This is a genomic window from Campylobacter concisus, assembly GCF_050447445.1.
GTDB classification, from domain to species: Bacteria; Campylobacterota; Campylobacteria; order Campylobacterales; family Campylobacteraceae; genus Campylobacter_A; species Campylobacter_A concisus_BI.
On sequence record NZ_JALMFW010000001.1, the window covers coordinates 1,197,670 to 1,213,646 of the forward strand.

The window sequence follows — 15,977 nt, forward strand, 5'->3', positions numbered from 1 at the left end:
TCCTTACAGCCTAGCGTCAGCCTCTGGATAGATATTTTTTATATCATAAACTAAATGGCCTTTTAAATTTAGCTTTTTAAACTCATTGTGAGCTACGGCGATCACGATGCAGTCGTAGTCATCTAGGTTATACTCTTTCACTAGATCAAAGCCGTACTCGTGTTTTACCTCAGCGCTATCAGCCCAAGGATCAGTCACATCGACCTTGCAGCCAAAGTCTTTTAACTCATCAACTACGTCTATAACGCGAGAATTTCTTATATCTGGGCAGTTTTCTTTAAATGTCATACCAAGAACAAGCACGCGAGCTTTGTTGATAAGCACGCCTTTTCTTATCATTAGTTTTATAACCTGATCAGCTGCGTATCTGCCCATATCGTCGTTGATACGGCGGCCTGCTAGGATCATCTCTGGATGATAGCCTACCTCTTGAGCTTTGTGAGTGAGATAGTATGGATCTACGCCGATGCAGTGTCCACCAACTAGACCTGGGCGGAAATTTAGGAAATTCCACTTAGTTCCTGCAGCTTCAAGCACGTCAATGGTGTTGATATGAAGCTTTTCAAAAAGCATCGCAAGCTCGTTTATAAAGGCGATATTAATGTCGCGCTGAGTGTTTTCGATGACCTTTGCAGCCTCTGCTACCTTGATGCTTGATGCTTTGTGTGTGCCAGCTGTGATGATCGAGCGATAAATTTCATCGACCTTATCAGCGATCTCTGGAGTTGAGCCGCTTGTGATCTTTTTGATCTTTGTCACTGTGTGCTCTTTGTCACCTGGGTTTATACGCTCTGGAGAGTAGCCGCAGAAGAAGTCTTTATTGAATTTAAGCCCACTTTTTTCAAGAAGTGGCACGCAAATCTCCTCTGTAACACCTGGATAAACGGTGCTTTCATAGACAACGATGTCGCCTTTTTTAAGTACTTTTGCCACACTCTCAGTCGCTTTTACGACTGGAGTTAGATCAGGGCGTTTGTTCTTATCTATCGGAGTCGGGACGGTCACGATGAAGAAGTTGCACTCTTTAATATCGTCTAAATTTAGGCTAAATTTCATACCATTATCGATCGCTTTTTTCATCTGCTCGTTGCTAAGTTCAAGCGTTCTATCATAGCCACTTTTAAGCTCTTCTATACGTTTTGCATTTACATCAAAGCCTACTACTTCGTACTTTTCACTAAAAGCTGCTGCAAGTGGAAGTCCAACATATCCAAGTCCTACTACTGCTATTTTCATTTACTTTTTCCTTTCTTTTTTTGCTTCTATCTTTTTTACGCGTTCGTACATTCTTATTTCCGCACTTACACCTTTTGGAGTTATAATTCTAATAGGGCTAACGCCTGGTAAAATTTGAGTGAGCTCGTAATAAACCCGTCTCTTTTTCTTTGCGTCCTTGCAGAGCATCATCGTTTGCGCTAGCTCGTCACCGCCGCTAAATTCGTAATAAATCCCGCGCGCGTCCTCTTTTTGTTCAAGCTTTCCGCCGAGCAAAAAGGCAAAGTTGCAGTCGATTTCTATTTCTTTAAAAAACGCGACTTCGTATTTAAAATAATCAGGCGGCATCTTTGAAATAGGTAGCTCAAAAATCTTTTCCTCGGTTTTCGCCGCGTTTTCGCTCGCCAAAAGCGTAAACGGCAGCACGCAAGCTACGACAAAAAGTAAAATTTTTCTCATGCCTTTACTCCGATTTGGAAATACTTAAATCCATGCTCAGCTAAAATTTTAGCGTTGTATTGGTTGCGCCCATCAAATATGACAGCGTTTTTTAGCCTCTCTTTGATCTCCATAAAATCAGGCGATCTAAACTCGCTCCACTCGGTCACAAGCACCATAGCATCGGCGTTATCAAGCGCATCGTACTTATTTTTAGCGTATTTTATATCTAAATCTGGCATATATTTTTTGGCTTCTTCACTTGACTTTGGATCATAAGCGACCACTTTCGCGCCAGCTTTGTCTAAAAGCTTTATCAATGTTATCGAGCTAGCCTCGCGCATATCGTCTGTGTTTGGCTTAAACGCAAGCCCCCAAAGAGCGATAGTTTTGCCTTTTAGATCGCCGCCAAAGAAGTTATAAATTTTATCAAATAGCACTCTTTTTTGAGCCTTATTTCTTGACTCGACCGCGTTTAAAAGCTCTGGCTCAAATCCGTTTTGTCTAGCGGTGTATATAAGCGCCTCGACGTCTTTTGGAAAGCAGCTGCCACCGTATCCGCAGCCTGGGTAGATGAAACTATATCCGATCCTTGAGTCGCTGCCGATGCCTTTTCTTACTAAATTTACATCAGCTCCCACACGTTCACAGATATTTGCTATCTCGTTTATAAAGCTTATCTTTGTTGCTAGCATCGAATTTGCAGCGTATTTTGTCATCTCTGCTGACTTTACGTCCATACAAATGAGCCTATCATGATTTTTCATAAATGGTTCATAAAGCTCTCTCATCACGCTAAAGCCCCACTCGCTGCTAGCTCCGATAACTACGCGGTCTGGCTTTAAAAAGTCCTCAACCGCCGCGCCCTCTTTTAAAAACTCTGGGTTTGAGACTACTTCAAATTTAACCTCTACATTTCTCTTTTTAAGCTCAGCCTCGATCACCTCGTGCACCTTGGCTCCAGTGCCTACTGGGACGGTTGATTTATCGACTACGATTAGCGGTTTGCTTAAATTTTCTCCGATCGATTTTGCCACCGAGAGAACGTATTTTAAATCCGCCTGTCCATCAGCGCCCATAGGCGTGCCAACTGCGATAAATAACACATCTGCATGCTCTAGCGCCTCAGTTATCTGCGTGCTAAATTTAAGCGAGCCATTTTTGTAGCACTCACTTACGATATCAGCAAGCCCTGGCTCATATATCGGTACGACGCCGTTTTTTAGTGCTTTGATCTTTTTTTCATCGACATCGACGCAGATCACGCTGTTGCCCATTTTGGCAAAACATGCACCACTTACTAGTCCAACATATCCGGTTCCAATTACTGCTACCCTCATGTTTATCCTTAAATTTTCTTTTCCCACTCAAGGGCGGTTTTTATGATGAGCGCTAGGTCATCTCTTTTTGGCTTCCAGCTTGTTAGCGAGCGCAGTTTGCTTGCGTTTGAGATAAGGATAGCTGGATCGCCGTCCCTTCTTGACGCATTTAACACCTTGAAATTTACCCCACTTACCTTTTTTGCGGTCTCGATGACCTCTTTTACACTAAATCCTCTGCCATATCCCACGTTAAAAGTTTCGCTGCCGTTTTCTCCGATGCACTCCAGCGCGCTAATGTGAGCGTCTGCCAGGTCGCTAACATGGATATAGTCTCTTACGCATGTGCCATCTTTTGTCGCGTAGTCATCGCCAAAGATACCCATGCTCTCACGCTTGCCAAGTATAGTTTGCACAGCTACTTTGATAAGGTGCGTGGCGTTTGGATAGTTTTGACCGATAAGCCCCTCTTCGTCCGCGCCTGCGACGTTAAAGTAGCGAAGTATTGCAAATTTAAAATTTTCATTTGAAGCGGCGTAGTCTTTGATGATCTGCTCGCTCATGAGCTTGCTTCTGCCGTATGGATTTATCGGATTTGTAGGCGTTGTTTCGCTAACTTCTGCCACGTCTGGCTCGCCGTAAACTGCGGCAGTTGAGCTAAATATAAATTTATTTACACTGTAAGTTTTTGCGTATCTTAGCACCCTTGCGACGTTTGCGGTGTTATTTAGATAGTATTTTAGCGGCTCACTCATACTCTCAAAGACCTCAATAAACGCTGCAAAATGGATGATGGCATCAAATTTACCATTTGCAAAAATTTCATTTAGATCATCCTCTAAATTTGCGTTTATAAATTTGAAATTTCCTAATTTTTGGAGTGCTTCAAGTGCTTTTTGTGAACCCTTGCAAAGATTGTCGATGATGGTTATCTCATCTCTGCCTTGCTTTAAAAGTGCTTTTACTACGTGGCTGCCGATGTATCCAGCACCACCTGTTATTAAAATCTTCAAGTTTAAGCCTTTCATAAAAAGTGGTTAATTTTATCAAAAATAGAGTAAAGCAAAAGTAAAGTAAGGCTTTGAATGAAATTTAATCCTCTCTAACCCTTAAAAATATGGGAAATCTTGGCTTTCCATTGGCTGTTAAATTTTGAAATTTATACGTTATGATAGAGCCTATATTTGGGGGATTTGTGCGTTGCTCATCGCTTAGTCCTGAGCCTATTTTAAAGATAGTGCCCTCTTTTGGCTCGCCAGCTTTTTCTTCTTTATCTTTGCCGCCAAGCGCCCTGCAAGTGAGCGAGCCAGCAAGATTAACGTATTTGCCGTTGCCTTTATTTATGGAGACTACCTCGCACTCGGCGTCTTTAAATTTTTTAAATTTCAGTGCATTTTTACTTCTTTTTCGCTCGTAGGGCGCATTTGGCTCACGCACCACAGCTCCTTCGCCACCATTCGAGATAATCTCCTCAGCAAATTTTAAAAACTGAGCGTTATCACGCATTTTTATCTGTTTTATGATGATCAAATTTTGATTTGGCTCATTTTTTAAAAATTTAGCCAAAACTTCAAGCCTATCAAGCAAGCCACCATTTGCCTCAGGCACATCAAAAATATGAAATTTTAACCTATGCCAAGCTTTTTCATCGGGCAACTTATCCATCACTGTTGCTTGAATTTCTTCAAATTTAAGCTCTTTTGCGTAAAGCTCGCCATCGAGTGCAAATTTTGGGAAATTTTTAGTAAAACTTAGCGGCGCATTCAGCCTTTTGCCTTGCCTTGAGAGTAAATTCTCTCCGTCCCAGTAGGCACGCACGCCATCAAGCTTTTCGCTAGCTAGCCAGCCTGAGACATTTTGATCTTTATACTCGCTAAGGCGCAGCAAATCAAGAGAAAATGCAAAATTTAAAAGGACTAAAACCGCAAAAAATATTCTAATCAAGCTTTTGCCTTGCAAAAGCAATAGTCCATATGATCATCCACCACACCCACACTTTGCAAAAATGCATAGGTGCTAACAGAGCCTAAAAATTTAAACCCTCGCTTTTTTAGCTCCTTTGCCACAAAATCAGACATCGGCGTAGTCGCCGGCACTTGTTTGATATCTTGATAGTGATTTATGATCTGTTTGCCATCAAATTTGGGGTCAAATTTTCTTAGCAAATATCCCCAAAGATAGTCATAAAAGCTACCAAATTCTTGCGTTACGGATAAAAATGCAATGGCGTTTGCAGAAAGCGATTTTAGTTTTAATCTGTTGCGAATCAATCTCTCATTTTGCATAAATTTCGCTATCTCAGCCTCGCCGTAAAGCTTGATCTTCTCTGGATCAAAGCCATCAAACGCCTCTCTCATGGCCTCTCTTTTTTGAAGCACACCATGCCACGAAAGTCCCGCCTGAAAGCCCTCCAGAACTATCATTTCGAAAAATTTTCTATCATCTTTTATGGCTTTGCCCCACTCGTTATCGTGGTAAGCTATATCAAGCTCGCCTTTTGCCCATTCGCATCGCCTCATCTGCTTTCCTTAAATTTTAACTCCGTAAAACTCGCAGTACCACTCAACAAATTTAGCCACGCCGTCATTTACTTTTGTATTTGGCTTGTAGTCAAAGTCGGCCACCAAGTCGCTCACATCAGCAAATGTCGCTGGTACGTCGCCTGCTTGAAGTGGGAGGAAATTTTTCTTGATCTCACGGCCGATCTTTATCTCAACCGCCTTAATGTAGTCCATGAGCTCGACTGGGCTGTTGTTACCGATATTATAGACCTTAAACGGCGCTTTTGAGGTGGCAGGGTCTGGGTGCTTTGCATCCCAGTTTGGATTAGGTTTTGCAGGATTATCGATGCATTTTATGATGCCCTTTACGATGTCATCCACATAGGTAAAGTCACGCTTCATCTTGCCATAGTTGAAGACGTCAATGGTTTTATCTTTAAGCGCTGCATCAACAAACAAAAATAGCGCCATATCAGGGCGTCCCCATGGTCCATAAACCGTAAAAAAGCGAAGTCCAGTCGTTGGTACGTTAAATAGATGACTATAAGTGTGCGCCATCATCTCGTTGCTCTTTTTGGTCGCTGCGTAGAGGCTTATAGGGTGATTTACCGCCTCGTGCGTAGAAAATGGCATATTCTCATTTAAGCCGTAAACCGAGCTCGAGCTTGCATAGACTAAATTTTTGATCTCGTTGTGACGGCAGCACTCTAGGATGTTCATAAAACCTGTGATGTTGCTGTCTATATAGGCTTTTGGGTTTATGAGAGAGTAGCGAACGCCTGCTTGTGCGGCTAAATTTACCACTACGTCAAATTTTTCTTTAGTAAAAAGCTCTTTCATAGTCTTTTCATCGGCCAAGTCGGCTTTTATAAATTTTAAATTCGGATGCGTTTTTGAGGTGGTTAGCTTGCCATACTCTATCTCGCTAGTCTCAAAGCCAGCCGTTTTTAGGCGAGCAAGCTTTAAATTTACGTCGTAGTAGTCGTTTATCACGTCGTATCCGACGACCTCATCGCCTCTTTTTACAAGGGCATTTGCAAGGTGAAATCCTATAAATCCAGCTGTTCCAGTTACTAAAATTTTCATATTTTTCCTTTCATTTTTGGCTTATTTTAGTGCAAAAATGTAAATTTACGTATTTAGATCAGGGTAGTCCCAAGCGTTAAATTCAGCTCTTAAGTCGTCATTTTCTTGCCCTTTGCAACATAGCCACTCAAGCCCTGCACGTCTTTCCATAACAACCTCTTCGTCAAGCCCAACAACCTTTTTGCCGTTTATCCTTGCATCTACACACGCCCAGTGGTAGCGATAAACTAGGTCAAGTTTGCTTAAAATTTCATCCAAACTGCGAAGTTTTGAGCGGCTTTTTAGCCCGCCCTCTCTAAAGACGTCCATCACAAACTCGCAGTCGCAAATTTTATCCATCTTACCAATATCTTCAGCAATGCCAAGTGCCCAAAGCAAGATCCAAAGCGACTCATACTTCCAGCCCATATTTACGGCTAAATTTATATCAGCCCTGCCCTCTACGACCTCTTTTTCTTTTACACTTAGGTCATCATAAAAATCGCCCAAAAAGTCTTTAGCCCAGGCTATCTCATCTTCACTTAGGTGACCATTATCGCGGATAGTGCAAGCACACATAATGGCCGTAAATGAACAAACCGCACGAGCAATGATCTCATCAACGCTTCTTGGCGTAACTTCACTATTGTCATACCTTAGTGGCAGGCTCTCAAGCACAGCCACACCCTCTTTTTTTAAAATTTTTATACTCTCATCTTTTCTTTGTTGCGCTGTTTTTGGCATATCTGCACCTTTTGTAAAAATATCAAACACTCCCATTTTTATTCAAAAAACTCAGCGTTAAATTTCTCTTCGTTAAATTTTTTACCTAAAAATTTACAGGCTTCAATCATATCAGTTCTTGCTATTTCAAAGCAACTCGTAGCCCCAGGGCTTGGAGTCATATTAAAACTTATGCCCTCGCCTGTGCTTATCTTGCCCTCGCCAAGCTCAAGGCACTTTTTATTACGGTCGATAACTTGCGGTCTTACGCCGCCAAAATTTATAGCATAGCTCAGATCGTTTTCACTTAGGCTTGGTACGATCTTTCTAGCATCTTTTACAAATTCTTTTTTATTGATAAATGGCACTTCAAATAAGAAATTTCTTAAAATATAAGATCTGATGTCGCTATCTTTTAAGAGATTTGTAAAGACTTCAAAGACGTTTTTATCAAATTTTAGGCATTTACAAAAGTCAAAAAAGCTTGAACAGCCGTGGTATCTCTCTAGTTTTGGTATGACTAGGGCTGTTGGGCCAAAGCGAGTGTTGCCGTTAGCTAAGATATCTGGATCGCCGTGAAGCGCGGCAAATGGTAGCTTATCGTTTTGCACCATATAGACTTTGCCGTTTAGTAAGCGTTTTTTTGCGAAATAAAAGCTTCCAGCAACGGGCAATGTGCTAAGATGAAGCCCATAACCCATTTTGTGAGCTAAAAATAGTGAATGCCCTCCAGCATCTACTACAACGTAGTTTGCAGTGATCACTTCGCCATCATTTATCTTTATATGAAATGTATCACCAGCCTTTTTTATATCAGTTACTTCTGAGTTTAGGCTGATCTCATAGCCATCTGCGCCTAAATTTATGGCATTTTGTACAAGTGAGTTTGCTAAGCCACCAAAGTCCATCGTCGTAAACTGCCCATTTTGCGTGCCTATGGCGATGATGTTTTCTGGCCTCTCATTACCATTTGTGTCAAAAACGACGTTTGGCTCGATTTGTTTTAACTTCTCTTTGTCATAAATTTCAAGGTAAGGAAAAAGCTCTCTAAAACTCTCATATCTCTCTTTCATACGCTCTACTTCAGCATCTCCGATAGCTAGTGCCATCTTTTGATGAGCGAACATATACTTGCCATCAAGATTGTATTTTAGAGCATATTTTACTGGCATATTTGCCACACGAGAGACTTTTTTTGCTTTTTCTAGTGTGTAGTTTGTCTCGATATCGCCACAATGAATGGTTTGTGAGTTGCCTTTGCCGTTTGAATTTAGAGTAGCTACGCCGTCATATTTTTCTAAAAGTGCGACTTTTTTTATGTCGCTAAATGCAGCCAACTCATAAAAGAGCGCCGTCCCACTAATGCCTGCTCCGACAATTACCACTTCAAAGTGCTTCTGCCTCATTTTTTCTCCCAAAAAAGTTTAGTCGCCAAAATGATACTATATTAAATTTAAATCAAACAGCAAAAAGCAGAAAGTGGAATTTTACCTGTGTAAAAGAGAAATTTGGCAAGGTTCTCACCTTGCCTTGAAGTTAGAATTTATAAGAGACGTTTACTTTGAAATTTCTACCTGGTTCCCAGTCTATGAAATTTGAGTCGCCTGTATATGTAGCCAATCTTTGAGATTGTGAAGTATAAGCTTTGTTAAAGAGGTTGTAAATTCCAGCGTTTATCTCAAGGCCTTTAAATTTACCGCTGCTTGGTGAATAGGTAGCGTAGATATCGCTAACTGCGTAGCTTGGTATATTCACACTTTCGTCATTACCAGCCGAGATGGTATTTTTTGATGCAAAGTAGATTAGGTTGTAGCCTACTAGCGTATCAATGCTAGAAAATGCATACTCTGCGTTAAATGTATATTTATCGCCCTGATCTCGGTAGCCGATAACGTTTGAGGTGTAGTATCCGCCCCTTGCTGGGTTTGCTACTCTATCTTTATATTTTACATTTTGATGAGTGTAGCTAGCAGCTAGGCTTAGTGCATCTAAATTTAGCCTTGCAAGTAGCTCAACGCCGCTTATATCAGCACCACCAGCATTTATCCTCTTTAAAGCCCCATTTGCTGTGTTGTTATCAACTATTAAATTTTTATATTTTGTCATAAAGTATTTTGCAGAGAGGCTATATGAGCTAACTTCATTTATATCACCATGATATTTAAGACCAGTTTCGTAGCTATTACCAGTTGTCGCTTTTAGATCCTTATTTGCCGACCAATTTAAGGCTCTGCCCCTGCTGCTTCCACTTGCCATCATCGACTCCATGACATCAGGTCCTCTAAAGACTCTTGCATAGCTTGCAAAAGCGTTAAGACCTTTAAGTATCTCATAATCAAGCGCAAGCGCTGGGGTAAATTCATTGTATTTATAAGTGTAGCTCTTTATATTTCCGGCTCTACCATCGTAGCTTTTTAGCTCGTGATGGGTGTATCTGATGCCTGGAGTAACGGTTAGCGAGCTAAAATTTAGCGCATCTTCCGCATAGATTGAGTAGTTATTTACCTTTTCAGGATAGTGATTATTTGGCTTGTTAAAATTTTTACTTTGGTAAAACTCAGCGCCGTATCTAAGCGTCTGCGTCAAAGCGCCGGTCTCGACTATACTCTTAGCCTTTGCATTTATGCCGTTTGTCTTTACGCCTAAAATTTTTAAGACCGGATCATCTTTTTTATGCTCGGTATTATATGCCGTTACCTCTAAATTCAAAAGATTACTAGGCTTGTATTCGTATTTTAGCGTTGTCGTATCGCGCTCGTATTTGCGGTGGTCATCATTTGCATGCGAACTACCAAATTCTGCTCTTATAGGATAAATGCCCTTAAATTCATTGTGCTCTCTTGAGATAGAAATTCTATGCGCGTCAAGGAAGCTATAACCAAGCTTTAAAAGATAGCTAAGGTCATTTCCGTCACCACCTATCCTTCTGTTATTACCGCTTTTGCCGTAGTCATAGCCTTTGTGATTTATCGCAGCTATAAAGTCAAGCCCATCAACTGGAGCTGTAAAGAGCATAAGACCTTGAGAAAATTCGCTGTTGTTTGAAGCGTATCCAGTCTTTATCTTTGCGCCGATGATCTCGCCGTTTTCTAGCAAGTCTTTTGCGTCAACCGTCTTAAAGGCGACTGAGCCACCGAGCGCACCAGAGCCATTTACGACTGACCTTGAGCCAACCTCGACATCTATTGCTTTTATGAGATCAGGATCGATTAGTAAGTCAGCGTTGTGGTGAAATGTATTTCCGTTTTGTTTAGCACCATCTATCGTGATGTTTAGGCCGCGGTCACTAACGCCCCTCATGTAAATTTTTTGATTCATGCCGTTTGTTCCGCCTACGTAAACGCCAGGGATGTCTCTCATCACGTCTTTTGCTAGGCCAGCATTTCTGGTTGAAATTTTGATGTCATCAACGCCATATCCGCCACTGCTACTTGTCACTTCTACACCGCTTAGCACGCTCTCGTCTGCCCCGTTTGCACAAACTGCTATGCTTGCTGCAAGAGAGAGTTTAAATAAGCTTTTAAATCTCATATTTTCTCCTAATTTAGTTATTAAAGTTACTATTTTAATTTTATAGCATAATTTTGAGATTGAATATTATAATTTTAAGTATAAATTTTGGATAAATTTTTGAGTTTTTAGATAAAAATATAAACTATTTTTAAATTTTTAATTGTCCATTAATTTAATTAAATTCCGATATAAAGGACTAAATTAAATAATTTTATCAAAGTAGTAAATAAGGTTAATTTTTAATAGAAAAATTCTTAAATTTTATAGATAATTTTTATCAAAAAAGGCTTAAGAAATCTAAAATAAATTTTACTTTTTTAGCGCTCAGAATTTTTTTTATAAACACTCTTAGATAGACTATGAAGAAATTTTAAAAATTAAATAAGATAGAGCAAAACTCTTGGATCTAATAGAAGTATCATGCAAATTTATTAGATGCCATTGAAGACAAAAATGAAATATTCATTCATGCAAATAATATCTTTTTTCATATCTTTTAGCCTTAGACTTATGTTGGTGTCTTGCTAAAGTATCGGCAGTAGTACAAATATCATCCTATCAAGGCTAAAATTTTTCACATCTTCACGCCAGTCATCCCAGTAGTAAAGCTCGCAAAATTTAGATATATCGCCACATAGCGCCCAGTATAAAAACTGCGAGTAGCCAAGCTGCGCATCTTCCCATTTGCCGCTTGTCTGGCATGCAGTAAAAGACATTGCCGGCTTTGCCACCAAAGGCACCGCCGTTTATCACGAAAAATTTATACAAAACATCGTTTGCCACGAACAAATTGCTAGGCATCTACCCTGCCTCGCTAAAGTTTTTGCCAAGGTTAAAGCTGTAAATTCCACGCTTCATCTGCTCACATCCTGAACCAAGTAGGCGCAGCCAACCTCCATTCATCACGATGCCACCATACCTATAAACAAGCGCACCCATCGACGATCGAGTGGCTACTTGAAGCCCTAAAAGCTCGCCTTGCACCATGCCTTCATCAATAGACAAATTTCATTAGTCTCTTTTAGCCATTCCTTGATCAGTGCCTAGTCTGGACTATTGCGTCTATAAGCTAATCTAAAGCTCATTTTGTATGCCCTTGCGGTAAATTTAGTGAAATTTTAAAGAAGAATTTGGCGAGTCACCCCGCCAAATTTGTATCAGTAGATTATTTTGCGTCCCAAGCTAGGATCGTGTTGCCTTCGGCGTCGGTAGCTACGTCGCCCATGCCCATAATGTTATAGCCGCAGTCTACATAGTGAACTTCACCTGTTACACCGCTAGCTAGGTCGCTAAGCAGATACATAGCACTGTTGCCGACATCTTCAGTCGTGACGTTACGTTTTAGCGGGCTATTCACTTCGTTATAGCGTAAAATCATCCTAAAGTCGCCTATTCCGCTTGCAGCAAGCGTTTTGATAGGGCCTGCGCTGATCGCATTTACGCGGATATTTTTAGCGCCAAGGTCGTGTGCTAGGTAGCGAACTGAGCTTTCAAGTGCCGCTTTGGCAACGCCCATGACGTTATAGTGAGGCACGAATTTAGGTCCACCTAGATATGTGAGCGTAAGTACCGAGCCACCCTCTTTTAATACCGGTAGGATAGCCCGAGTAAGGCTTAGCAACGAATAAACGCTAGTACCCATCGCGATATCAAAGGCCTCTTTGGTCGTGTTTACAAACTCGCCCTCTAGCGCTTCTTTTGGCGCATAGGCCACCGCATGTACGACGAAATCTATCTCACCAAGATCCGCTTTGATGCGATCTGCAAGGCCGTCTAGGTGAGCTTGGTTGTTTACGTCAAGCTCGTAGACGAATTTGCTCCCAAACTCCTCCGCGATCGGCTCTACGCGTTTTTTCAGAGCGTCGTTTAGATAGGTAAACGCCATCTGCGCACCCTGCGCGTGACAAGCTTCAGCGATGCCGTAAGCGATAGATTTGGCGTTAGCGACGCCGACGATGAGGCCCTTTTTTCCTTTTAAAATCATTATTTCTCCTTTAAAATTTGCTTGACTTTTGAGCGCTTTTTGACGATTTGGTTAAAATTTTGCTCGGCAGACCATCCGTCTAGCCTACGCAAATTTTAACTGCAAAGCCACAAAAATCATCTCAAAATCCTTTGCAATTTGACTTAAAAATTTGCAATCTAAATTTAACAAAACGTCAAATTCTAAACGTAAATCTACAAGTGGAAATATCGCTAGGCGGATTTAAATGTTTTGAAGTAAATTTCGTCCCAAGACTAGGCATGTGGCCTGTCGCAGGGCGAAATTTACGAAATCATTTAAAGACGTCAGCGAGATGACGCGCTAATAAGCTCCAAAAACTTCGTCGCGTCCCAGCTCGCCGTCCCCACTAATACTCCATCACAGTTCGCGATACCCGCTATCCCACCGATATTTGCAGCATTTACGCTACCGCCGTAAAGTAGCGGCGCTCTCGTCTGCTCGCGGATGAAATTTAAAACCACTTCGATCTGCTCTGCGCTCGCGCTCTTGCCCGTGCCTATCGCCCAAATTGGCTCGTAGGCGATCAGCAGCTGCTCGTAGCCAAGGTCAATATTTTTTAGCTGCTCCGCTAAAAACTCCTTCGTGCCGCTAGCTTCATTCACGCTCAAATTTTCGCCTATGCAGTAGACGATCTGCCAGCCCGCCTTTACGGCGAAGTCAAATTTAGCGCGCAAGAGCTCCTCGCTCTCGCCAAGCTCGCGTCGCTCAGAGTGCCCGATCAGCACGCTTTTGACACCAAACTCGTCCAGCATCGCCTTGCCGATCTCGCCGGTGTGAGCGCCGCTTTCGCACGGGTAGAAATTTTGCGCGCCGAGTTTAAATTTATGAGCCACAAGATCAAGCGCGCTAAACGGAGGAAATACAGTCACGTCGTCGTTTGCGCTTAAATTTGCGTCTAAAATTTCAGCGTATTTAGCAAAGCTCGCTCTCGTGTGATTGCACTTTAAATTTGCTAAAAACCTCACTCCATAGCCTTTCTAAGCGGTTTTATGCCCGGCAGCTCCTTGCCCTCGATGAGCTCCAAGCTCGCGCCGCCTCCAGTCGAGATAAAGGTCATCTCGTCGGCGTCTCCCGCGCGCTCGACGACGTCGGCCGTATCGCCGCCGCCAACGACCGTAGTAGCGTGAGTGTCGATGATGGCGTGGCTCATTTTGATGCTGCCTTTACTAAATTTATCCATCTCAAAAACACCCATCGGCCCGTTCCACCAGATAGTCTGCGCGTCGGCGATGACCTCCTTAAATAGCCTAATCGACGCAGGTCCGATATCTAGCCCCATCCAGCCGCTAGGTATTTCCTGCGCAGGGACGAATTTCACTGCGCTTTCGGCTGAAAACGTCTGAGCCGCAACGACGTCTACGGGCAGGTAAATTTTAACGCCAAGCTCCCTACCTTTGCGTAAAATTTCGCGCGCGTCCTCGATGAGATCTTCTTCTAGCAGCGAATTTCCGATATTTTCGCCGAGAGATTTTAAGAACGTAAACGCCATACCGCCGCCGATTATCAGCTTATCTACGCGCGGAAGCAGGTTGTGCAGGGCTTGCAGCTTGCCGCTTACCTTGCTACCGCCGACGACCGCGACGAACGGACGCGCAGGGTGCTTGATGAGATTTTGGGCGAAATTTATCTCTTTTTGCAGCAAAAATCCAGCCGCTTTATGCTTTTCGTCGTAAAATTTGGTGATCGCCTCGACCGAGCTATGCGCCCTATGGCAGACGCCAAACGCGTCGTTTATGTAAAATTCGCCGTATTTGGCAAGCTCGCCGGCTAGCGCCTCGTCGTTTTTGGTCTCGCCCTTTTCAAAGCGCAAATTTTCAAGAAGCAAAATTTCGCCAGGTTTCAATGCAGCGGCTTTAGCTTTCGCGTCCGCGCCGATGACGTCCTCGGCAAATATCACGTCTCTATCAAGCAGCCTTGATAGCCTCTTTGCCACGCCTCGTAGCGAAAATTTCTCCTCAAAGCCGTTTTTGGGACGTCCTAGGTGGCTGGCCAAAACCACGCTGCAGCCGTTATCTAGGCAGTAGCGGATAGTTGGGATCGCCGAGCGGATACGGCGGTCGTCGGTGATGTTTAAAAACTCGTCCATCGGCACGTTAAAATCGCACCTAACAAATACTTTCGCGCCGCTTAGCTCAAGATCGTTGATCAATAAAATTTCACTCATTTTTTACCCTTTAAATTTACTTCGTAGCCACGATCTTAGCTAGATCTACGAGTCTTGTCGAGTAACCCCACTCATTGTCGTACCATGCAAAGACCTTCACCATATCATCAGCGATGACCTGCGTAGTGTCGCTTGCTACGATGCTGCTGTATGCGCTCGTGCAAAAGTCACTGCTAACCCTATAATCGTCATCGACGAATAAAATTCCCCTCAAATTCGACTCCGAAGCCGTTCTAAACGCCTCGTTTATCTCCTCTTTGCTAGCCGGTCTTTTCAAGACCGCCGTTAGATCGACCATCGAGACGTTTGCGACAGGTACGCGGACCGCTTGGCCGTGCATCTTGCCGTTTAGCTCGGGAAGTACTTTTGCGATCGCTTTGGCAGCTCCGGTGGTCGTAGGTCCGATATTTAGGGCCGCAGCGCGTGAACGGCGGAAGTCTTTGGCCTTCACGTCAACCAAGCTTTGGCCGTTTGTGTAGGCATGGATCGTAGTCATGAGCCCTTTTACGATGCCAAATTTATCATTTAGCACCTTTGCGACGGGCGCTAGGCCGTTTGTGGTGCAGCTTGCATTTGAGACGATCGCTTCGCCTGCGTATTTATCGTCGTTTACACCGACTACGAAGGTTGCCGTGTCATCTTTTGCCGGAGCGCTCATGACGACTTTTTTTATGCCGCGAGCTAGATACGGCTCGCACTTTTCGGTAGTTAAAAATTTACCCGTGCACTCCAAAACCACGTCCGCGTAGTAGTCTGCGTAGCTAAGCTCGTTTAGATCTCTTGTTGAAAAAACTCTTATCTTTTTGCCGTTTACTTCTATAAAATCGTCGCTTATCACCTTAACGTCTTGCTTAAATTCGCCGTGCACGCTGTCGTATTTGAGCAGATAGCGCGTCATGTCGCGCGTCGCCGTGTCATTGATAGCGACAAGCTCAACGTCGTCTCGCTCTAAAATAATACGAGCAGCACACCTGCCGATACGTCCAAAGCCGTTTATTGCTACTTTAACTGACATCTTAGCTCCTTTTGATATA

General features: G+C 42.8%; 15 protein-coding genes and 1 pseudogene. All 16 read right to left on the minus strand.

All coding sequences use genetic code 11. From position 1 onward, the window contains the following. Positions 1 to 3: 3 nt before the first annotated feature. The gene (locus tag MTT30_RS06150) at positions 4 to 1,236 is read right to left on the minus strand and encodes a nucleotide sugar dehydrogenase (protein ID WP_084109496.1); all 1,233 of its coding nucleotides are present in this window, start codon (positions 1,234 to 1,236) and stop codon (positions 4 to 6) included. Further along, a complete protein-coding gene (locus MTT30_RS06155) occupies positions 1,237 to 1,674 on the minus strand; it encodes an ecotin family protein (protein ID WP_429801352.1) in 438 nt (145 codons plus the stop codon). Then, positions 1,671 to 2,993 (minus strand): UDP-glucose dehydrogenase family protein, encoded by a 1,323-nt coding sequence (locus MTT30_RS06160; RefSeq protein WP_429801353.1) that lies wholly within the window; start codon positions 2,991 to 2,993, stop codon positions 1,671 to 1,673. The genes MTT30_RS06155 and MTT30_RS06160 overlap by 4 nt, the downstream gene beginning before the upstream one ends. Positions 2,994 to 3,001: 8 nt before the next feature. Further along, positions 3,002 to 3,985, minus strand: a complete 984-nt coding sequence (gene galE, locus MTT30_RS06165) for a UDP-glucose 4-epimerase GalE (RefSeq protein ID WP_429801354.1) — start codon at positions 3,983 to 3,985, stop codon at positions 3,002 to 3,004. A gap of 79 nt (positions 3,986 to 4,064) precedes the next feature. Beyond that, positions 4,065 to 4,913 (minus strand): DNA ligase, encoded by an 849-nt coding sequence (locus MTT30_RS06170; RefSeq protein WP_429801820.1) that lies wholly within the window; start codon positions 4,911 to 4,913, stop codon positions 4,065 to 4,067. After that, positions 4,913 to 5,491, minus strand: coding sequence for a DNA-3-methyladenine glycosylase I (locus MTT30_RS06175; protein WP_429801355.1), 579 nt, complete (start codon positions 5,489 to 5,491; stop codon positions 4,913 to 4,915). The genes MTT30_RS06170 and MTT30_RS06175 overlap by 1 nt, the downstream gene beginning before the upstream one ends. 9 nt (positions 5,492 to 5,500) lie before the next feature. After that, positions 5,501 to 6,559 (minus strand): NAD-dependent epimerase, encoded by a 1,059-nt coding sequence (locus MTT30_RS06180; protein ID WP_429801356.1) that lies wholly within the window; start codon positions 6,557 to 6,559, stop codon positions 5,501 to 5,503. A gap of 45 nt (positions 6,560 to 6,604) precedes the next feature. After that, the gene (locus MTT30_RS06185; RefSeq protein WP_429801357.1) at positions 6,605 to 7,282 is read right to left on the minus strand and encodes a DUF4272 domain-containing protein; all 678 of its coding nucleotides are present in this window, start codon (positions 7,280 to 7,282) and stop codon (positions 6,605 to 6,607) included. Between the two features lie 38 nt (positions 7,283 to 7,320). Further along, positions 7,321 to 8,667, minus strand: a complete 1,347-nt coding sequence (locus MTT30_RS06190) for an FAD-dependent oxidoreductase (RefSeq protein WP_429801358.1) — start codon at positions 8,665 to 8,667, stop codon at positions 7,321 to 7,323. A gap of 130 nt (positions 8,668 to 8,797) precedes the next feature. Further along, positions 8,798 to 10,792 carry a TonB-dependent receptor domain-containing protein gene (locus MTT30_RS06195; RefSeq protein ID WP_429801359.1) on the minus strand — a complete coding sequence of 665 codons (1,995 nt, stop codon included), beginning with the start codon at positions 10,790 to 10,792 and terminating at the stop codon, positions 8,798 to 8,800. Between the two features lie 506 nt (positions 10,793 to 11,298). After that, positions 11,299 to 11,490, minus strand: coding sequence for a DUF2625 family protein (locus tag MTT30_RS06200; protein WP_429801360.1), 192 nt, complete (start codon positions 11,488 to 11,490; stop codon positions 11,299 to 11,301). 31 nt (positions 11,491 to 11,521) lie between these two features. After that, a pseudogene (locus MTT30_RS06205) lies at positions 11,522 to 11,761 on the minus strand (DUF2625 family protein); the annotation flags it as partial. A 178-nt stretch (positions 11,762 to 11,939) separates the two neighbouring features. Next, on the minus strand, positions 11,940 to 12,758 hold the full coding sequence (gene fabI, locus MTT30_RS06210; RefSeq protein ID WP_429801361.1) for an enoyl-ACP reductase FabI: 819 nt from the start codon (positions 12,756 to 12,758) through the stop codon (positions 11,940 to 11,942). A gap of 305 nt (positions 12,759 to 13,063) precedes the next feature. Further along, entirely contained in the window at positions 13,064 to 13,744 is a 681-nt protein-coding gene (locus tag MTT30_RS06215) for a triose-phosphate isomerase (protein ID WP_429801362.1), read from the minus strand. Further along, the gene (locus MTT30_RS06220; RefSeq protein ID WP_429801363.1) at positions 13,741 to 14,943 is read right to left on the minus strand and encodes a phosphoglycerate kinase; all 1,203 of its coding nucleotides are present in this window, start codon (positions 14,941 to 14,943) and stop codon (positions 13,741 to 13,743) included. The genes MTT30_RS06215 and MTT30_RS06220 overlap by 4 nt, the downstream gene beginning before the upstream one ends. Positions 14,944 to 14,959: 16 nt before the next feature. Beyond that, positions 14,960 to 15,958, minus strand: a complete 999-nt coding sequence (gap, locus tag MTT30_RS06225) for a type I glyceraldehyde-3-phosphate dehydrogenase (protein WP_429801364.1) — start codon at positions 15,956 to 15,958, stop codon at positions 14,960 to 14,962. Between the last annotated feature and the right edge of the window lie 19 nt (positions 15,959 to 15,977).